The 18,173-nt window shown below is 58.4% G+C and carries 28 protein-coding genes and 2 tRNA genes; 3 read left to right on the forward strand and 27 right to left on the reverse strand.

Features of this window, described 5'->3' with window-relative positions; translation table 11 throughout:
- Positions 1-242 precede the first annotated feature (242 nt).
- The 26 genes from IFT59_RS09245 to IFT59_RS09370 all read right to left on the reverse strand — a co-directional run bounded on the left by IFT59_RS09245 (position 243) and on the right by IFT59_RS09370 (position 14,163).
- Positions 243-893: an adenylate kinase gene (locus IFT59_RS09245; RefSeq protein WP_062580269.1), complete on the reverse strand. Its 651-nt coding sequence runs from the start codon at positions 891-893 to the stop codon at positions 243-245.
- On the reverse strand, positions 890-2,230 hold the full coding sequence (secY, locus tag IFT59_RS09250; RefSeq protein ID WP_062457722.1) for a preprotein translocase subunit SecY: 1,341 nt from the start codon (positions 2,228-2,230) through the stop codon (positions 890-892). The genes IFT59_RS09245 and secY overlap by 4 nt, the downstream gene beginning before the upstream one ends.
- A gap of 230 nt (positions 2,231-2,460) precedes the next feature.
- Complete coding sequence (gene rplO, locus IFT59_RS09255; RefSeq protein WP_062457725.1) at positions 2,461-2,940, reverse strand: 50S ribosomal protein L15; 480 nt, start codon at positions 2,938-2,940, stop codon at positions 2,461-2,463.
- Positions 2,941-2,956: 16 nt separating this feature from the next.
- Positions 2,957-3,166: a 50S ribosomal protein L30 gene (gene rpmD, locus IFT59_RS09260; RefSeq protein WP_062457727.1), complete on the reverse strand. Its 210-nt coding sequence runs from the start codon at positions 3,164-3,166 to the stop codon at positions 2,957-2,959.
- A gap of 14 nt (positions 3,167-3,180) precedes the next feature.
- Positions 3,181-3,750: a 30S ribosomal protein S5 gene (gene rpsE / locus IFT59_RS09265; RefSeq protein ID WP_062457730.1), complete on the reverse strand. Its 570-nt coding sequence runs from the start codon at positions 3,748-3,750 to the stop codon at positions 3,181-3,183.
- A 125-nt stretch (positions 3,751-3,875) separates the two neighbouring features.
- Entirely contained in the window at positions 3,876-4,238 is a 363-nt protein-coding gene (gene rplR / locus IFT59_RS09270; RefSeq protein ID WP_062457734.1) for a 50S ribosomal protein L18, read from the reverse strand.
- A gap of 12 nt (positions 4,239-4,250) precedes the next feature.
- On the reverse strand, positions 4,251-4,784 hold the full coding sequence (gene rplF, locus IFT59_RS09275) for a 50S ribosomal protein L6 (protein WP_062457738.1): 534 nt from the start codon (positions 4,782-4,784) through the stop codon (positions 4,251-4,253).
- Between the two features lie 42 nt (positions 4,785-4,826).
- Complete coding sequence (gene rpsH / locus IFT59_RS09280; protein WP_062457741.1) at positions 4,827-5,225, reverse strand: 30S ribosomal protein S8; 399 nt, start codon at positions 5,223-5,225, stop codon at positions 4,827-4,829.
- Positions 5,226-5,237: 12 nt separating this feature from the next.
- Positions 5,238-5,543 carry a 30S ribosomal protein S14 gene (gene rpsN / locus IFT59_RS09285; RefSeq protein WP_062457744.1) on the reverse strand — a complete coding sequence of 102 codons (306 nt, stop codon included), beginning with the start codon at positions 5,541-5,543 and terminating at the stop codon, positions 5,238-5,240.
- A 33-nt stretch (positions 5,544-5,576) separates the two neighbouring features.
- Complete coding sequence (gene rplE, locus IFT59_RS09290) at positions 5,577-6,134, reverse strand: 50S ribosomal protein L5 (protein ID WP_062457747.1); 558 nt, start codon at positions 6,132-6,134, stop codon at positions 5,577-5,579.
- Positions 6,127-6,435, reverse strand: coding sequence for a 50S ribosomal protein L24 (gene rplX / locus IFT59_RS09295; protein ID WP_062457750.1), 309 nt, complete (start codon positions 6,433-6,435; stop codon positions 6,127-6,129). The genes rplE and rplX overlap by 8 nt, the downstream gene beginning before the upstream one ends.
- Before the next feature lie 12 nt (positions 6,436-6,447).
- Positions 6,448-6,816 carry a 50S ribosomal protein L14 gene (gene rplN / locus IFT59_RS09300; RefSeq protein WP_052638136.1) on the reverse strand — a complete coding sequence of 123 codons (369 nt, stop codon included), beginning with the start codon at positions 6,814-6,816 and terminating at the stop codon, positions 6,448-6,450.
- Between the two features lie 236 nt (positions 6,817-7,052).
- On the reverse strand, positions 7,053-7,289 hold the full coding sequence (gene rpsQ / locus IFT59_RS09305) for a 30S ribosomal protein S17 (RefSeq protein ID WP_062457753.1): 237 nt from the start codon (positions 7,287-7,289) through the stop codon (positions 7,053-7,055).
- A 12-nt stretch (positions 7,290-7,301) separates the two neighbouring features.
- A complete protein-coding gene (gene rpmC / locus IFT59_RS09310) occupies positions 7,302-7,502 on the reverse strand; it encodes a 50S ribosomal protein L29 (protein WP_007770142.1) in 201 nt (66 codons plus the stop codon).
- 12 nt (positions 7,503-7,514) lie between these two features.
- The gene (rplP, locus tag IFT59_RS09315; protein ID WP_062457756.1) at positions 7,515-7,928 is read right to left on the reverse strand and encodes a 50S ribosomal protein L16; all 414 of its coding nucleotides are present in this window, start codon (positions 7,926-7,928) and stop codon (positions 7,515-7,517) included.
- A 38-nt stretch (positions 7,929-7,966) separates the two neighbouring features.
- Positions 7,967-8,704: a 30S ribosomal protein S3 gene (rpsC, locus tag IFT59_RS09320; protein ID WP_062457759.1), complete on the reverse strand. Its 738-nt coding sequence runs from the start codon at positions 8,702-8,704 to the stop codon at positions 7,967-7,969.
- The gene (gene rplV / locus IFT59_RS09325) at positions 8,704-9,093 is read right to left on the reverse strand and encodes a 50S ribosomal protein L22 (RefSeq protein ID WP_062457763.1); all 390 of its coding nucleotides are present in this window, start codon (positions 9,091-9,093) and stop codon (positions 8,704-8,706) included. Before rplV ends, rpsC begins: the two co-directional genes overlap by 1 nt.
- Before the next feature lie 2 nt (positions 9,094-9,095).
- Positions 9,096-9,374: a 30S ribosomal protein S19 gene (gene rpsS, locus IFT59_RS09330; RefSeq protein ID WP_062457765.1), complete on the reverse strand. Its 279-nt coding sequence runs from the start codon at positions 9,372-9,374 to the stop codon at positions 9,096-9,098.
- A gap of 16 nt (positions 9,375-9,390) precedes the next feature.
- Positions 9,391-10,224, reverse strand: a complete 834-nt coding sequence (gene rplB / locus IFT59_RS09335; protein ID WP_062457768.1) for a 50S ribosomal protein L2 — start codon at positions 10,222-10,224, stop codon at positions 9,391-9,393.
- Positions 10,225-10,235: 11 nt separating this feature from the next.
- Positions 10,236-10,529: a 50S ribosomal protein L23 gene (locus tag IFT59_RS09340; protein ID WP_062457771.1), complete on the reverse strand. Its 294-nt coding sequence runs from the start codon at positions 10,527-10,529 to the stop codon at positions 10,236-10,238.
- Positions 10,526-11,146 (reverse strand): 50S ribosomal protein L4, encoded by a 621-nt coding sequence (gene rplD, locus IFT59_RS09345; RefSeq protein ID WP_062457774.1) that lies wholly within the window; start codon positions 11,144-11,146, stop codon positions 10,526-10,528. The genes IFT59_RS09340 and rplD overlap by 4 nt, the downstream gene beginning before the upstream one ends.
- A gap of 14 nt (positions 11,147-11,160) precedes the next feature.
- Complete coding sequence (gene rplC, locus IFT59_RS09350; RefSeq protein ID WP_062580268.1) at positions 11,161-11,802, reverse strand: 50S ribosomal protein L3; 642 nt, start codon at positions 11,800-11,802, stop codon at positions 11,161-11,163.
- Between the two features lie 37 nt (positions 11,803-11,839).
- A complete protein-coding gene (rpsJ, locus tag IFT59_RS09355; protein WP_003547547.1) occupies positions 11,840-12,148 on the reverse strand; it encodes a 30S ribosomal protein S10 in 309 nt (102 codons plus the stop codon).
- 312 nt (positions 12,149-12,460) lie between these two features.
- Positions 12,461-13,636 (reverse strand): elongation factor Tu, encoded by a 1,176-nt coding sequence (tuf, locus tag IFT59_RS09360; RefSeq protein ID WP_092662037.1) that lies wholly within the window; start codon positions 13,634-13,636, stop codon positions 12,461-12,463.
- Between the two features lie 342 nt (positions 13,637-13,978).
- Positions 13,979-14,052, reverse strand: a tRNA-Gly gene (locus IFT59_RS09365).
- 26 nt (positions 14,053-14,078) lie between these two features.
- A tRNA-Tyr gene (locus IFT59_RS09370) sits at positions 14,079-14,163 on the reverse strand.
- Positions 14,164-14,365: 202 nt separating this feature from the next.
- Here IFT59_RS09370 and IFT59_RS09375 point away from each other — a divergent pair.
- The 3 genes from IFT59_RS09375 (at position 14,366) to cysQ (ending at position 16,917) form a co-directional block, all read left to right on the forward strand.
- Positions 14,366-15,253, forward strand: coding sequence for a TrmH family RNA methyltransferase (locus tag IFT59_RS09375; protein ID WP_092662035.1), 888 nt, complete (start codon positions 14,366-14,368; stop codon positions 15,251-15,253).
- Positions 15,254-15,355: 102 nt separating this feature from the next.
- The gene (locus tag IFT59_RS09380) at positions 15,356-16,057 is read left to right on the forward strand and encodes a DUF982 domain-containing protein (RefSeq protein ID WP_113167067.1); all 702 of its coding nucleotides are present in this window, start codon (positions 15,356-15,358) and stop codon (positions 16,055-16,057) included.
- A gap of 62 nt (positions 16,058-16,119) precedes the next feature.
- Complete coding sequence (gene cysQ / locus IFT59_RS09385) at positions 16,120-16,917, forward strand: 3'(2'),5'-bisphosphate nucleotidase CysQ (protein WP_174196008.1); 798 nt, start codon at positions 16,120-16,122, stop codon at positions 16,915-16,917.
- Between the two features lie 72 nt (positions 16,918-16,989).
- On the opposite strand, the gene IFT59_RS09390 is transcribed toward cysQ, so the two are convergent.
- Positions 16,990-18,027, reverse strand: a complete 1,038-nt coding sequence (locus tag IFT59_RS09390) for a calcium-binding protein (protein WP_192086683.1) — start codon at positions 18,025-18,027, stop codon at positions 16,990-16,992.
- Positions 18,028-18,173 lie beyond the last annotated feature (146 nt).

Here is an 18,173-nt window from a genome sequence, read left to right on the forward strand (position 1 = left end):
GTCTATTCTCCTTGCGTTCCGGTTGCCATCCGGCAAGCGGTACTTCTTCCATGAAAGCGACCTTTGGAACAGTCGCCAGTTCAAACTTCATACGAGACAGGCAAAATGATCGCCCCGGATGTCCTTGCGGGAATCCGCGCCGATCGCTGTAAAACTGTCGCGAGTTGGCGCGGTGTGTAGCGGAATCAGTGCTTGAATGCAACTGCTCCACCCCAAGATTCTTTAACCCATCCAAGACAGTCTTAGAGACTGGCAAGGATCTTTTCGATATCGGCCGTGACAGTATCCATCTCGGCCATGCCATCGACAACCTTGAGCTTGCCTTTGGCATAGTAGTAACCAATGAGCGGCGAGGTTTCCTTGTAGTAAACCTCGAGACGCTTGGTCATGGTCTCGGCGTTGTCGTCCGGCCGACGCTTGAAGTGGGTCGAGCCACACTTGTCGCACGTGCCCTCCGACGAAGGCTTCTTATCCGAGTCGTGGTAGACCGTCCCGCACTGGGCGCAGGAATAGCGACCGGAGACGCGACGGACAAGCTCCTTATCGTCGACGCGAAGTTCAATCACGACGGAAAGATCGAGCCCCTTGGCAGACAGCATCGCCTCAGTGGCGTCCGCCTGCACGAGCGTGCGGGGAAAACCGTCAAGGATGAAACCGTTCGCACAGTCGGGCGCGTCTATGCGCTCGGAGACGATCGCGTTGACGATCTCGTCAGAGACGAGGTTGCCCGCATCCATGACTGCCTTGGCGCGCTTGCCGACTTCGGTCTCAGCTGCCACGGCTGCCCGCAGCATATCACCAGTGGAGAGCTGCGGAATGCCATGCTTCTCCACGATCCGCTGGGCTTGGGTCCCCTTGCCCGCGCCCGGCGGTCCTAAAAGAATCAGTCTCATCGTCCCCTCTTTCCACCGCGTAGTTTCGACTTCTTGATCAATCCCTCATACTGCTGCGCGATGAGGTGTCCCTGGATCTGCGCAACCGTATCAAGGGTTACACTGACCACGATCAAAAGCGAAGTACCACCAAGGGCTAACGGAACGCCCGTTCTGGCCACCAGGAATTCGGGAAGAATGCAGACCACGACGAGATAGATAGCGCCGACGACCGTGATTCGGGTCAGGACGTAATCGATATATTCCGCGGTACGCTCGCCGGGACGGATGCCGGGAATGAAACCGCCGTGCTTCTTCAGGTTATCAGCCGTATCCTTCGGGTTGAAGACGATGGCCGTGTAGAAGAAGGCGAAGAACGCGATCAGCATGGCGTAGAACAGCATAAACAGCGGCTGGCCGTGGCCAAGAGCTGCAATGATCCCCGTTGCCCAATCTGGCAGCTGTGAATTGCCGGCAAAGCCCGCAGCCGTTGCCGGCAGAAGCAGAAGCGAGGATGCAAAGATTGCCGGAATAACGCCCGCTGTATTGAGCTTCAGCGGAAGGTGCGAGGTATCGCCCTGGAACATGCGGTTGCCGACCTGACGCTTCGGATACTGGATCAAAAGCCGACGCTGGGCGCGTTCAACAAACACGATCAGCGCAATGACGGCGATCGCGACGATGATAACGGTGAGAATCAGAGCCGTCGGCAGAGCGCCGGTACGACCGAGTTCCATTGTGTTGGCGAGCGCGCCCGGAAGACCTGCGGCAATACCGGCAAAGATGATCAGCGAAATACCGTTGCCGATACCGCGCGAGGTGATCTGCTCACCAAGCCACATCAGGAACATCGTGCCGCCAAGCAGCGTGACGACCGTTGAGAGCGTGAAGAACCAGCCCGGGTTGGACACGATGCCCTGACCGCTCGAAAGGCCGGCAGCGATGCCGTAGGCCTGAAGCGCGCCGAGAATCACGGTGCCGTAGCGAGTGTACTGGTTGATGATCTTGCGACCCGCCTCGCCTTCCTTCTTCAGGTTCTCGAGCGACGGGACGACCGAAGTCATCAGCTGCACGATAATCGAAGCGGAAATGTAAGGCATGATGCCGAGGGCGAAGATCGCCATGCGCTCGACAGCACCGCCGGAGAACATGTTGAAGAGGCCGAGAATGCCACCCGACTGACCGCTAAAGGCCTGCGCATAGGCTTCAGGGTTGAGGCCTGGCAGCGGAATATGCGTGCCCAAGCGATAGACAAGAAGCGCTGCCAGCGTGAACCACAGGCGTTTCTTGAGATCTTCCGCCTTGGCGAAAGTTTTGAAATTCAGATTTGAGGCCAGTTGTTCAGCTGCAGAAGCCATGCAATTCTCCGCCCGACCCATCCCCCGGCGGCATGTGCCTTCCGGAACGCAGTCTTGATTCTGTTTTCAGAAAGCTGGGGGCGCGAGATGCTGTCGCAATCGCCTGCCTCACCCATTTTTCCGTCTGATCCCGGTAGCTGACCGGCCGGACTGCCTTGGGGATCGTGAGGCTCACATATGGACATAAAATCACCCGGTGTGAAGCTCACACCGGGTTATTTTCAAACGATTTATTCAGCGGCTGTTTCAGCAACCACGAGCAGCTTGATCGAGCCGCCCGACTTTTCGATCTTTTCGACGGCAGCCTTGGAGGCACCGGCGACTTCGATCGAAACCTTGGTTGTCAGTTCGCCGCCGGACAGGACGCGAACGCCGTCCTTGAGGCGACGGATGACGCCGGCAGCCTTGAGAGCTGCTGCGTCGACAGTCGCGTTTGCGTCGAGCTTGCCAGCATCGATCGCAGTCTGGATACGGCCGAGCGATACGGTTGCGTATTCAGATGCGAAGATGTTGTTGAAGCCGCGCTTCGGAAGACGACGGTAGATTGGCATCTGACCGCCTTCGAAGCCGTTGATCGAAACGCCTGAACGGGCCTTCTGACCCTTGACGCCGCGTCCACCGGTCTTGCCCTTGCCGGAACCGATACCGCGACCAACGCGGATACGGTCCTTCGAAGAGCCTTCGTTGTCCTTGATCTCATTCAGTTTCATGGTCAATTCCTCCGTCTCACTTCTCTTCGACGACGCGAACGAGATGCTGGACAGCACGGATCATGCCACGAACGGAAGGAGTATCTTCCAGAGTGCTGGTCCGATGCATCTTGTTGAGGCCAAGACCGATCAGCGTCGCGCGCTGTTCGGCCGGGCGGCGGATTGGGCTGCCGATCTGCTGAACGGTAACCGTCTTTGCTTCAGTCTTCTGCGTAGCCTTAGCCATGGTTCAGACTCCTCTTATTCTTCCGACGCATTGCCGGAAGCGGCGCGGCGCGACTGCAGGGTGGCATACTTGAGGCCACGCTGAGCTGCTACGTCCTTCGGATGCACCTGGTGCTTCAGAGCGTCGAACGTTGCGCGAACCATGTTGTATGGGTTCGACGAACCAGTCGACTTCGCAACAACGTCATGGACGCCGAGCGTTTCGAATACAGCGCGCATCGGGCCGCCGGCGATGATACCGGTACCAGCCTTGGCCGAGCGCAGCAGAACCTTGCCGGCGCCGTGACGACCATTGACGTCGTGATGCAGCGTACGGCCGTCACGCAGCGGTACGAAGATCAGATCGCGCTTTGCAGATTCGGTTGCCTTGCGGATGGCTTCCGGCACTTCGCGTGCCTTGCCATGACCGAAGCCAACGCGACCCTTCTGGTCGCCGACGACGACGAGAGCAGCAAAACCGAAACGACGGCCGCCCTTGACGACCTTGGCGACGCGGTTGATCGCGACCAGCTTGTCGACGAATTCGCTATCGCGTTCTTCGCGGTTCTGGCGATCGTTGCCCGAACCTCTTCTTTCCTGTGCCATTGTCCTTTTCCTTTTTCTTTTGCGGGTGGAACGGCAGGTTGAGATTATCCGGCGTACCGGACGTGATGCGGTAAAACCGCAAATCGCCCGGCCTCCCCTTCTTCAGGCAGACCGGGCGAAATTTCTTAGAAGCTCAGGCCGCCTTCGCGGGCAGCTTCAGCAAGAGCCTTGATGCGGCCGTGGTAGATGAAGGCGCCGCGGTCGAACACGACTTCCGTCACGCCAGCCTTGGCAGCGCGCTCTGCAACCAACTTGCCAACGGCAGCAGCTGCTGCAACGTCCGCACCGGTCTTCAGCGACTTGCGCAGATCGACGTCGAGCGTGGAAGCGGCTGCAAGCGTGCGGCCGGCCACGTCGTCGATGACCTGAACGTAGATGTTTTTCGAGGAGCGGTGAACCGACAGACGCGGACGGCCATTTGCGACCTTCTTGATCTGACGGCGAACACGGCTCGCACGCTTTGTGAGTGCTTCTTTTCTGGTAGCCATGATCCCGCGTCCTTACTTCTTCTTGCCTTCCTTGCGGACGATCCGTTCCTCAGCGTACTTGACGCCTTTGCCCTTGTAGGGCTCTGGACCGCGGTATTCGCGGATTTCCGCTGCTACCTGACCGACCTGCTGTTTATTAATGCCGGAGACGATGATTTCCGTCGGCTTCGGCACGGCAATGGTGATGCCTTCCGGGGTCTGATAGACCACGTCGTGGCTGAAGCCGAGAGCCAGCTGCAGGTTCTTGCCCTGCAGCGACGCGCGGTAACCAACGCCGTTGATTTCAAGCTTGCGCTCGAAACCGTCCTTCACACCCTTCAGGATGTTTTCGATCATCGTGCGGGACATGCCCCACTTCGAACGAGCATCCTTGGAATCGTTGACCGGAGTCACCGAAATGGCATTGTCTTTGATTTCAAGCTTGATTTCGTCGTTAGCGACGAAGAAAAGCTCGCCCTTCGGGCCCTTGGCAGTGACTTTCTGGCCATCAACCGAGGCCGTGATCCCTGCAGGAACCTGAACGGGCTTTTTACCGATACGAGACATTATTCAATCCTGTCTGTTCGCTAGGGAGATCCTTGCGCAGTCTTAGAAGACCGAGCAAAGAACCTCGCCGCCTACGTTCTGTTCGCGAGCCTGGTGATCGGCCATCACGCCCTTCGGAGTCGAAAGGATGGTGATGCCGAGGCCGTTCGCGACCTGAGGGATGGACTTGACCGAGACATAAACTCGGCGGCCCGGCTTGGACACGCGGCCGATCTCACGGATCACCGACGCGCCTTCGTAGTACTTCAGTTCGATTTCGATCTCGGCCTTGCCGTTGCCGAAATCGGTTTCAGTGTAACCGCGGATGTAGCCTTCAGCCTGCAGCACGTCGAGAACGCGAACGCGCAGCCTGGAGGCTGGCGTCGAAACGGTCGACTTGCGGCGGGAAGCGCCGTTGCGGATACGTGTGAGCATATCGCCCAAGGGATCAGTCATGGTCATCTAACGATCTCCTTACCAGCTCGACTTGACGATGCCCGGCACTTTGCCGAGGCTGCCGAGTTCGCGAAGTGCAATACGCGACATCTTAAGCTTGCGATAGAAAGCGCGTGGGCGACCGGTGACTTCGCAACGGTTGCGGATACGCGTCTTCGAGCCATCGCGCGGCAGAGAAGCGAGCTTGATAGTTGCCTTGAACCGCTCTTCGATCGGAAGTTCCTGGTTCATGATGGTCGCCTTCAATACAGCACGCTTGGCTGCATGGTCCGCGACGGTCTTGCGGCGGCGCTTGTTCTTTTCAACTGCGCTGGTTTTCGCCATATCGGAGTTCCTTTTAAACGCTCGTCGTTACGGTTACTGGCGGAACGGGAAGTTGAACTCTTTCAGGAGAGCCCGTGCTTCGTCGTCGTTGGTAGCCGTCGTGCAAACGATGATGTCCATGCCCCACATCTGATCAACCTTGTCGTAGTTGATCTCCGGGAACACAATGTGTTCCTTGATGCCCATGGCGAAGTTGCCACGGCCGTCAAAGGACTTCGGGTTCAGGCCGCGAAAGTCGCGAACGCGCGGAAGCGCGATGTTGACCAGTCGATCCATGAATTCGTACATGCGGGCGCCGCGAAGCGTAACCTTGGCACCGATCGGCATGAATTCGCGAACCTTGAAGCCCGCGATGGAATTCCGTGCCTTGGTGATAACCGGCTTCTGGCCGGCGATCGCTGCGAGATCGGCTGCTGCAACCGTTGGCTTCTTGCTGTCGGCAGTTGCTTCGCCCACACCCATGTTGATGACGATCTTGTCCAGCTTGGGGATCATCATGTCGTTGGAGTAGGAAAACTGCTCCTTTAGCGCGGCGCGGATGCGGGAAACGTATTCCGCCTTGAGCCGCGGCTCATACTTGGACTCAGCCATCGATCACATCTCCCGTACGCTTGGCGACACGCACCTTCTTACCGTCGACGACCGAGAAACCAACGCGAGTTGGCTTACCGTCTTTCGCGGCAACCGCGATGTTCGACAGATGGATGGACGCTTCCTTGTTGATGATGCCAGCTTCCTGCGTCTGCGACTGACGCTGGTGGCGCTTCACCATATTGATGCCGCGAACGACCGCACGGTCTTCCTTCGGCATAACCTGGATTACTTCACCGGTGCGGCCCTTGTCCTTGCCGGTCAGTACGACGACGTTGTCGCCCTTCTTGATCTTCTGCATATCTCTCGCTCCTTACAGAACTTCAGGAGCCAGCGAGATGATCTTCATGTGGTTCTTGGCGCGAAGTTCGCGCGGAACCGGTCCGAAGATACGGGTGCCGATCGGCTCTTTCTTGTTGTCGATGAGGACCGCTGCGTTGTTGTCGAAGCGGATGACGCTGCCGTCGGCGCGACGGATGTCCTTGGCGGTACGCACAACCACCGCCTTCATCACGTCACCCTTCTTCACGCGGCCGCGCGGAATAGCTTCCTTGATCGAAACGACGATAACGTCGCCGATCGAAGCGTACTTGCGCTTGGAGCCGCCCAGCACCTTGATGCACATGACACGACGTGCGCCGGAATTATCCGCCACGTCGAGGTTTGTTTGCATCTGAATCATGTCAGGTCGCCTTTTTCTAATGACCAACTATCCGCGCGCATGAATACGAACGGCGCTGGCTATGAACACATTTTCAGTATGCGCGGGATCGGTCTTGCCAAGGTGGTTTCCCTAAGTGGGACCTTCCGTGCGCTGAAAGCAAAAGAACGCTCGTTTCCGAGCGTTCTACGCCAGTGGCGTGCTTCTTACAGGATTCTGTGTCCGACGCAAGGGCCTGACGCAAAATCCTGAAGTCTTTAAGCCTGGGCGTTGATAACCGTCCAGGTCTTGTCTTTGGAGATCGGGGCGCATTCCTGAATGGAAACTACGTCACCAACCTTGAACTGGTTGTTTTCGTCATGGGCCTTGTACTTCTTGGACCGGCGAACGGTCTTCTGAAGCAAAGGGTGAGCGAAGCGGCGCTCGACGCGGACAACAACGGTCTTCTCGTTCTTGTCGGAAACGACTACGCCCTGCAGAATGCGTTTCGGCATATTATTCTTCCTTTAGGCCTTGGCTTCTGCCGCCTTCTGGCGGGCAATGGTTTTCACGCGAGCGATATCCTTGCGGACCTCGGTGATGCGCGAGGATTTCTCGAGCTGGCCGGTGGCCTTCTGGAAGCGCAGGTTGAACTGCTCCTTCTTCAGGTCAGCAAGCTTGTCCTTGAGCTGGTCGGCGGTCAGGCCGCGTACGTCTTCGGCTTTCATCGTGCCTTCTCCTTAATCTGCGATGCGCTGTACGAAGCGCGTCGTGACCGAGAGCTTGGCAGACCCGAGGCGAAGTGCCTCGCGCGCGATCTCTTCCGAAACGCCGTCGATCTCGAACATGATACGACCAGGCTTGACCTTGCAAGCCCAGTATTCGACAGAACCCTTACCCTTACCCATGCGCACTTCGGTCGGCTTTGCCGTGACCGGTACGTCTGGGAATACGCGGATCCATACACGACCCGCACGCTTCATGTAACGTGTGATCGCGCGGCGAGCCGCTTCGATCTCACGTGCGTTGACGCGGTTAGGTTCCTGAGCCTTCAAACCGAATTCGCCGAATGCGAGGTCGAAGCCACCCTTGGCAACGCCCTTGATGCGGCCCTTGAACTGCTTGCGGAACTTGGTACGCTTTGGCTGCAACATTTTATTACTTCTCCGAGCTTATCTTTCGCCAGCGCTAATCAAGCGTTTTCACGTTCGCGGCGACGGTCGCCACGATCGCCACGCTCACGGCTTGCCGGACCCTGCGCATCGCCTTCCAGCGCGCGACGTTCCGACGCCATCGGATCGTGCTCAAGGATTTCGCCCTTGAAGATCCAGACCTTGATGCCGCAGATACCGAATGCGGTTTCGGCTTCAGCCGTACCGTAGTCGATGTCGGCGCGCAGTGTGTGCAACGGCACGCGGCCTTCGCGGTACCATTCGGTACGAGCGATTTCCGCGCCACCGAGACGGCCGGCGCAAGTGATCTTGATGCCTTCGGCGCCAAGACGCATGGCAGACTGAACAGCACGCTTCATCGCACGGCGGAAAGCCACGCGGCGTTCGAGCTGCTGGGCGATCGACTGAGCAACGAGCGTTGCGTCGACTTCCGGCTTGCGCACTTCAACGATGTTGAGGTGCGTTTCGGAGTTGGTCATCGTGGAGATCTTCTTGCGAAGCTTCTCGATGTCCGCACCCTTCTTGCCGATGATCAGACCCGGGCGAGCCGAGTGGATCGTGACGCGGCACTTCTTGTGCGGACGCTCGATAACCACCTTGGCGATGCCGGCCTGCTTCAGCTCGGACATCAGGTATGCGCGGATCTTCAGGTCTTCATGAAGCAGCTGGCCGTATTCGGCGTTGTCGGCGAACCAACGGCTGTCCCATGTACGGTTGATGCCGAGGCGAAAACCGATAGGATTGATTTTCTGACCCATTATGCGGCCTCCCCTTTTTCCTCGACTTCGCGAACGACGATCGTCAGATGCGCGAACGGCTTTTCGATCCGCGATGCACGGCCACGGCCGCGAGCGTGGAAACGCTTCATCGTGATCGACTTGCCGACGTAGGCTTCCGCTACGATCAGCGTGTCGACGTCGAGGTCATGGTTGTTTTCGGCGTTGGCGATAGCAGACTCGAGAGTCTTCTTCACCGTGCCTGCGATGCGCTTGCGGGAGAACTCGAGTTCTGCCAGAGCGCGTTCAACCTTCTTGCCGCGGATCATGGCGGCAACCAGGTTTAGCTTCTGCGGGCTGACGCGAAGCGTACGGGCGACTGCCTGTGCTTCGTTGTCCTTCAGCCGGCGTTCGGTCTTTGCCTTCGCCATGATTACTTCCTCTTCGCCTTCTTGTCCGCGCCGTGACCGTAATAGGTCCGGGTGGGAGCGAATTCACCAAACTTGTGTCCGACCATGTCTTCGTTGACGCTGACCGGCACGTGCTTGTTGCCGTTGTAGACGCCGAACGTCAAACCGACAAACTGCGGCAAGATCGTGGACCGACGGGTCCACATCTTGATCACTTCACTGCGTCCGCCTTCGCGCACCTTCTCAGCCTTCTTGAGAAGATAGCCGTCAACAAACGGACCTTTCCAAACTGAACGAGCCATTTAACGACTTCCTCTCTTACTTCTTGACGTGGCGCGAGCGCATGATGAACTTGTCCGTGGACTTGTTCGAACGCGTGCGCTTGCCCTTGGTGGGCTTGCCCCACGGGGACACCGGATGGCGTCCGCCAGAGGTACGGCCTTCACCACCGCCGTGTGGGTGGTCGACCGGGTTCATGACAACGCCGCGGTTATGCGGACGCTTGCCACGCCATACGGTACGACCGGCCTTGCCGTCGTTGATGTTGCCGTGATCGGGGTTGGAGACAGCACCGATCGACGCCAGGCACGAGCCTGGGACGAGACGCTGTTCACCAGAGTTGAGGCGCAGGATCGCCATGCCGGCATCGCGGCCGACGAGCTGCACATAGGTGCCGGCGGAGCGAGCAATCTGACCGCCCTTGCCTGGCTTCATTTCGACGTTGTGAACGATCGAACCAACCGGGATGAACTGCAGCGGCATGGTGTTGCCGGGCTTCACGTCGACAGCCTTCGAGGAAGCGATGACCTTGTCGCCTGCAGCAAGACGCTGCGGAGCGATGATGTAGGCCTGTTCGCCGTCCGTGTAGGTGACGAGCGCGATGAACGCGGTACGGTTAGGGTCGTATTCCAGACGCTCGACCGTGCCTTCAATGTCGAACTTGCGACGCTTGAAGTCGACCAGGCGATAGGTACGCTTGTGACCACCGCCGATGAAGCGGGCAGTGATACGACCGTTGTTGTTGCGACCACCGCTCTTGGACAGACCTTCAGTCAGCGACTTGAGGGGCTTGCCCTTCCAGAGGCCCGAACGGTCGACGATAACCAGCTGACGCTGGCTCGGGGTCGTCGGATTATAGCTTTTCAGTGCCATTTTTCTTTACCTCAGAGACCGGTGGAGATGTCGATCGTCTGACCTTCGGCCAGGGTTACGACAGCCTTCTTGACGTCCTTCTGCTTGCCGATGAAGCCCTTGAAGCGCTTCACCTTGCCCTTGCGGACCAGCGTATTGACGGCAGTGACCTTCACACCGAAGAGAGCTTCTACGGCAGCCTTGATTTCCGGCTTCGAAGCAGTCTTGGCAACGTTGAAGACGATCTGGTTATACTCGGAAACCAGTGTCGACTTTTCGGTGATCGAAGGAGATACGATCACATCATAGTGGCGAATGTCGGTCACTTGAAACGCTCCTCGAGGGCTTCAACCGCAGCCTTGGAAAGCACGAGCTTACCGCGACGCAGGATGTCGTAAACATTGATGCCCTGCACCGGCAGAACGTCCACATTCGGGATGTTCTGGGCTGCGAGCTTGAAGTTGCTGTCGAGCTCAGCACCGCCGATGAACAGCACGTTGGTGAGGCCGAGCGATGCGAACGTACCGACGAGAGCCTTGGTCTTTGCTTCAGAAGCAACCAGGTTGTCGATGACGATCAGATCTTCAGACTTCAGCTTTGCAGACAGGGCGTGACGCAGAGCAAGAGCGCGAACCTTCTTAGGAAGGTCATGCTCGTGGCTGCGGACGACCGGGCCGTGTGCACGACCACCACCACGGAACTGCGGAGCGCGAGCCGAATGGTGACGAGCGCGGCCCGTACCCTTCTGCTTGAACATCTTCGCACCGGTGCGAGCAATCTCGGAACGGCTCTTGGTCTTGTGCGTGCCCTGCTGCTTCTTAGCGAGCTGGTAACGCACCATGCGTGCGAGGATATCCTCGCGTGGGTCGAGGCCGAAAATCGCGTCCGACAGGGAAACCTGGCCGGCGTCTTTTCCCTCGAGGGTCTTGACGTTGAATTCCATAATAGCTGGCTCCCTTACTTCGCGGCCGACTTGACGGCGTCGCGAACTTCAATCCAGGCGCCCTTGGAGCCGGGAACGGCACCCTTGACGAGGATCAGTCCGCGGTCTTCATCCGTCGAGACGATTTCGAGGTTCTGCGTGGTGATACGCGTCTGGCCCATGTGACCAGCCATGCGCTTGCCCTTCCAGACCTTGCCCGGATCCTGGTTGTTACCAGTCGAACCGTGCGAACGGTGCGACACGGAAACACCGTGGGTCGCCCGCAGACCACCGAAGTTATGGCGCTTCATAGCACCGGCAAAACCCTTACCGATCGAAGTGCCGGTGACATCCACCAGCTGACCAGCAGCAAAATGATCGGCCTTCAGCTCAGTGCCAACGTCGATCAGATTTTCTTCGGAAACGCGAAACTCAACGAGCTTCGACTTCGGCTCGACGTTAGCGATGGCGAAGTTGCCACGCATAGCCTTGGAGGTGTTCTTTACCTTGGCGACGCCAGCACCGAGCTGAACGGCAACATAGCCATTCTTCTCAACAGTGCGCTGTGCGACGACCTGGCAGCTCTCCAGCCGCAAAACGGTAACCGGGATGTGCTCACCAGCGTCGTTATAGACGCGGGTCATTCCCACTTTCTGTGCAATTACACCCGAACGCATCGGTTCAATCCTTCTCACTCAGCTCGAGACATAAGCCTCAGAGCTTGATCTCAACATCGACACCTGCGGCGAGGTCGAGCTTCATCAGCGCGTCCACGGTCTGTGGTGTCGGGTCTACGATATCGAGAAGGCGCTTGTGTGTGCGCATCTCGAACTGCTCGCGGCTTTTCTTGTCGATGTGGGGGGACCGGTTAACCGTAAACTTCTCGATGCGAGTCGGAAGCGGAACGGGGCCCCGGACGCTTGCGCCGGTGCGCTTCGCCGTCGACACGATCTCACGCGTCGAAGCGTCGAGAATGCGGTGATCGAACGCCTTCAGGCGAATGCGGATATTTTGGCCGTTCATTCGACGTTATCCTTGTTTCTTGTTTCCACGTGCCAACGTTACAGCACGAGTTGTTCGTTATCCTAAGGCGGGACCACCAGTGTCAAAGATCGAACGGGTGCGCTAACAGCGGCAGTCCGTTCTCGTCTCCAGGCCGAAGGCCCACCTTAATGTCTTTGGCAATTGCCTGCCTCGATAAAACGAAGCAAGGCGCAAATAGCGCTCGCGCGCCATTTGCTACATTTTCATGTCATAAGCAAGTCAGCAGGGCCAACTTGCTTAAAAAAAGTGAACCGGGCGGGACCCGAAGAACCCGCCCTGCCCTCTGATTTGTTACTCGATGATCGAGGCAACGATGCCGGCGCCGACGGTACGACCGCCTTCGCGGATCGCGAAGCGCAGCTTTTCTTCCATCGCGATCGGAACGATCAGCTCGACTTCAACGGTGACGTTGTCGCCTGGCATAACCATTTCCGTGCCTTCAGGAAGCGAAACGATACCGGTCACGTCCGTTGTACGGAAGTAGAACTGAGGACGGTAGTTCGTGAAGAACGGCGTATGACGGCCGCCTTCTTCCTTGGTCAGGATGTAGGCTTCTGCCATGAACTTCTTGTGCGGCTTAACCGAACCCGGCTTGCACAGGATCTGGCCACGCTCGACGCCGTCACGCTGTACGCCACGGATCAGAGCGCCGATGTTGTCGCCGGCCTGGCCCTGGTCGAGCAGCTTGCGGAACATTTCGACGCCGGTAACAGTCGTCTTGGTCGTGGCGCGGATGCCGACGATTTCGACTTCTTCACCAACCTTGACGATGCCACGCTCGACGCGACCGGTCACGACCGTACCACGGCCCGAGATCGAGAACACGTCTTCGATCGGCAGCAGGAACGGCTGGTCGATCGGACGCTCAGGCGTCGGGATGTAGGCGTCGACAGCTGCCATCAGTTCGCGAACGGCGTCTTCGCCGATCTTCTTGTTCGAATCTTCAAGAGCGGCCAGAGCCGAACCCTTGACGATCGGAATGTCGTCGCCCGGGAAGTCGTAGGACGACAGAAGTTCGCGGACTTCAAGTTCGACGAGCTCGAGAAGCTCTTCGTCGTCAACCTGGTCAACCTTGTTGAGGAACACGACGATTGCCGGAACGCCAACCTGACGAGCAAGCAGGATGTGCTCGCGGGTCTGTGGCATCGGGCCGTCGGCAGCCGAGCAAACCAGGATCGCGCCGTCCATCTGCGCTGCACCGGTGATCATGTTCTTAACGTAGTCGGCGTGGCCGGGGCAGTCGACGTGTGCGTAGTGGCGGTTTGGCGTTTCGTATTCGACGTGTGCCGTCGAAATGGTGATGCCGCGGGCCTTCTCTTCAGGAGCAGCGTCGATCTGGTCGTAGGCCTTGAATTCGCCGAAGTACTTCGTGATCGCCGCAGTCAGCGACGTCTTGCCGTGGTCGACGTGACCGATCGTGCCAATGTTGACGTGAGGCTTATTGCGCTCAAACTTGCTCTTTGCCATTGAATGCTTCCTGTGAACATAAGAGGTTGACCCGGCGACCGGGTTTGGTGTCGCCGTTTAAGGCTTTCCCAAGGATTGCGCAAGACATAATTACGCCGCCGCCCCGTACAAGGGGCAGGCCGAAAGATGGCGCTCTATCTGCCTGTATTTCAAGGCCTCGGCGTGTCGCCCTCCCCGTCTGCCGGAAGTATGGTCGCCGCAGAGATGGTGATGGCCTGATACGTAATCCTGACGTCCGATCCGGTTTTTGCGCGTGCCGCACGTGATCAACACGAGCACAAATCGACGCGATGTTTGAATGGATCAAACCGGTCGAATATAGAAATCATTTGTCCGGGATATTGGAGCGGGTAGCGGGAATCGAACCCGCGTATTCAGCTTGGAAGGCTGCTGCTCTACCATTGAGCTATACCCGCGGGGGTGGTCCGATCTCGAAGACGAATGGTGGAGAGAGTTGGATTTGAACCAACGTAGGCGTAGCCAACGGATTTACAGTCCGTCCCCTTTAACCACTCGGGCATCTCTCCATTCGTCTGGATCGTTAGACCAAGTCTGCTGACCGTCTGGCTTGCCGCCCCTCGGTCTGCGCCGCGTATATGACGGCCTCATGTCCGTCTGTCAACACGACCTCTTTGAAAAAAGGAGGAAAAAATTGGATATCGTCATGACATCCGACGAAGGCTCGAGCGGAGGGCTTTGCCGAAACCGCGCTCCTCGATATAAGGCAGCATGAGCACAAAAGATCCTAAAGACAAAACCGCCCGCGACACCCATTACGCGACGCTTCGCCGGAATGTTCGCGATACCAAGCGCGAACGCGGCGAGATCCCGACGCCGCAGCAGGGCCGCGTCAAATCCAACAAGGGCGCCAAGGATTGGACGCCACCGCAGCTGCAGCCGGAACAGGTGCTGCTCTACGGTCTCCATACGGTTCGGGCTGCGATCCAGAACCCGGAGCGCAAGCTGATCAAGCTTTCGGTGACACAAAACGCCTTTATGCGACTGGAGATCGGCGAATCGAGCGAGCTGTCTTTTCCTGTCGAGTTCGTCTCGCCGCAGGATATCGACAAGGTGCTGGGTCCCGAGGCGATCCACCAGGGCGTGATGCTGGAAACGCGGCCCCTGCCCGTACGCCGGCTTGAAGCCCTTAAAGAGAGCCCGCTTCTCCTGGTACTCGACCAGGTAACGGATCCTCATAACGTCGGTGCCGTCATGCGATCGGCCGTAGCGTTCGGCGCAGGCGCTCTCATCACCACTCAGAGACATAGCCCGACCGAGTCAGGCGTGCTGGCAAAATCCGCGTCCGGCGCACTGGAACTCATCCCGTATATCCAGATCACCAACCTCGCCGACGCACTGGAATCGATTCACAAGCTTGGTTTCCAGACGATCGGGCTTGATTCGGAAGGTCCTGCCCCGCTGGAAGGCACGTTCTCCGGTGAGCGGATTGCTTTGGTCCTCGGATCCGAGGGCAAGGGCTTGCGCCAGAAGACCCGCGAAACGGTGAATGCGTTGGCCCGGCTCGACATGCCCGGCGAGATCAAGTCGCTCAACGTCTCGAATGCCGCAGCGATTGCTCTTTACGCGACAAGGCAGCATCTCCTGAAGATCTCCTGAAATCACATCAGCGGCCTGACGAAAACCGTCGAGCCGCTGCGCTCCATCCTGGCGCAAGCTTTATATGAGTATCTCCTAATTATCTTAAATGGGAGAGCTTGGATGGATCGCGGGACCTGGAAGCAACCTGTCATCCTGGAAATCTTCGGCCAACCGGGGCCGATCATCGTGCAAGGCACGCTGGATGCCGCTCTTATGCTGCTCAGCGGATGGCCGGCCGCACGCACAGAAGCGCATATGGCGGCGGTGATGGCGTGCCGCGACGTGCTGACGGGCCGAAGCGTCGCGGCCCTTGCCCGCGCCGATTTCATTGAGGCTGCACTCGAGGCCGGCTTCCATGTTCAACCGCAAACGTTTCTTGCCGATATCGATGCCGAACCAATCAAAGACGTCCCGGCCTCACTTGCGACCCTGCCGATCTCGCCGGACCGCCTCGCCCCCCTCGCACCGTTCCGGCGCCGCCTCAGTAAGTCGCCCCGCTTACGCGGGCTTACCCTTGCTTATACCGAACCCGATGCTGGCGGATCCGATTCACTCCCGTCATATCACCACCCGGTGATTAGCTGGAGCGAGCCGCATTCCGCGGCATCGGGGGCTGGGCCGGCCAGCCCACACACACCCTGCATGCGCGAATTATTGGCAGAGCTCTCGCGGACGATCGGCATGATTGCACGGCTCGGCGCCCGACGCGCCGCGGGCGTGCTGCGGCCCCAGCTTCGCCACGGAGCATCGGATCTTCCGGCCGCGGCGGATGCGCACCTTGGCAATTCCTGGGCCGTCGGTCGTCAGCAACCAATGGCATAGGCACGGTGATGTAGAGGCGAGACGAGCTTGCGCTGCTGAAGGCAAGGCAGTAGATCGTCTTCATGATGAGTATGCTTTCCATATTCGAGACGATCGCGCTCGATGCAGGCCGCACGATTCTTGAGATCCGTGGCCGTGGCGCTCATACCCACTACAAGCCTGACCACTCGCCGGTGACGGAGGCTGACGAAGCCGCGGAAGCGATCATTCTCGAAGCGCTTGCGCAGCATTGGCCGGCGATCCCCGCGGTTGCAGAAGAAGCCGTCGCCGCCGGGCAGATCCCCGATATTTCCGGTGGTCGTTTCTTCCTGATCGACCCGCTTGACGGCACACGTGAATTCATCAACGGCCGCGATGACTTCACCGTCAATATTGCGCTGATCGAAAATGCCCTTCCGACCGTTGGTATCGTGTATGCTCCGGCGCTCAACGTCGGCTATGGCGGCGCACAGAACAAAGCGTCCAAGCTCGCGATCGCCCCCGATTTCACCATCGAAAACCGTCAGGCGATCCGCGCCCGCGTCATGCCACGGCGACCCATCGCCTGTGCCAGCCGGTCCCACCGAACTGTCGAAACGGATGATTTCCTGGCGCAATACGGCGACCTCGAAACCCTTTCCGTCGGTTCATCGCTGAAATTCGGTCTGCTGGCGGAAGGTGCCGCCGACATTTATCCGCGGTTCGGCCGGACGATGGAGTGGGACACGGCAGCCGGAGATGCGGTCCTGCGCGCCGCCGGTGGCAAGACCTGCGCTATCGACGGACAGCCGCTCCGGTACGGCAAGGTCGGTCGATCGGATGAGACTGATTTCGCCAATGGCGACTTCATCGCGACCGGTGCATCGGTTGAAGTCCTGTAGTTTTCCAAATTCTCTCGACCACGAAAAAAGGCGCCTCCTTTCAGAAGCGCCTTCCTAAGACAGCTCGATATCTCAGAGGAAGAAATCGCTGTCGTACATTTTGGTTTGGCCCGCGATCTTGATCTGGAAGTCGGCATAACCGTCGCCGTTCACATCGCCTGAGACGATGCCGCCGCTAAAGCGCAACTCGCCCGCCTCGCCCGAAAAGCCTTTCGAACCGATGAAATCGAAGGACTGATTGCCGCCGAAGGTCGTATCCGCATCGATCGACCGGAGATCGATATAATCGTCTTCGGCGCGGCTGAAGTCCTGGATGATGTCGCGGCTGCTGTTTGCCTTGGAGTCTGCGATCGAGGTGAACACGAACGTATCGGCGCCCGATCCACCATAGAGATGGTCGTTGCCGGATCCGCCGTAAAGCTTGTCGTTGCCGCTTCCACCGTAGAGGTCGTCGTTACCGGCGCCGCCGTAGAGCGTGTCATTACCGCCCTTGCCGTCGATCAAGTCGTTTCCATCATCGCCCCAAAGCTTGTTTGCGCCGGATGAGCCGTAGATCTTGTCGCTCGCACCGGTCGCGATGGCATTCTCGATGCTGACGAGCGTCTCTTTGTAACTGGTTCCGAGCGTCTGCGCCGAACCCTTGCCGAGATCGATGGCGACGCCGAGACCGGCCAGATCATCATCCTCGTCCTGCGTCTCATAGCTGATCGTATCGGTCCCCGAGCCACCGTTGAAATAGTTGCGATAGCCGACCGAGAAGAAGGCGTCATTGCCCGTCTCGCCGTAATAGTCGCTGTGATAGGTGGAGACTTCGAAAGAGTCGTTGCCGCTGCCGGCATAGACGACATCATAGAGCTTGCTCGACGTCGAGAACCCTGTTGCGACGTAGCTGTCGTTGCCGGAGCCGAGATCGATCTTGTTGCCGCCTTCGAAGGAATTTTGCACCAAATCGTCGTCAGCGCCTGCATAGACCGTGTTGAAACCACCGTATTTGCCAACGAGGTTGAGGAAGATCCGGTCGTCGCCGCCATAGGTGTAGACGGTGAGATCAGAATCGTAATCATCCTGGTAGACGGTGTTGTCGTAATCGTTGCCGTAGAATGTGGGCATCCGTTTCCTCCGGTCCGCTCCTGGCATGAGAATCGCCGCGGATTGCTGTGCTTATGCTAGACTACGAATCCTGACGGAATCCGTAATATCCCGTTGTCTGCCATTCAGGTTCGTTAACGCGCAATGGCCGCCTTCGTCATCCCCTC

The sequence above is a fragment of the Rhizobium sp. CFBP 8752 genome (genome assembly GCF_014842035.1).
Classification (GTDB): Bacteria; Pseudomonadota; Alphaproteobacteria; order Rhizobiales; family Rhizobiaceae; genus Neorhizobium; species Neorhizobium soli.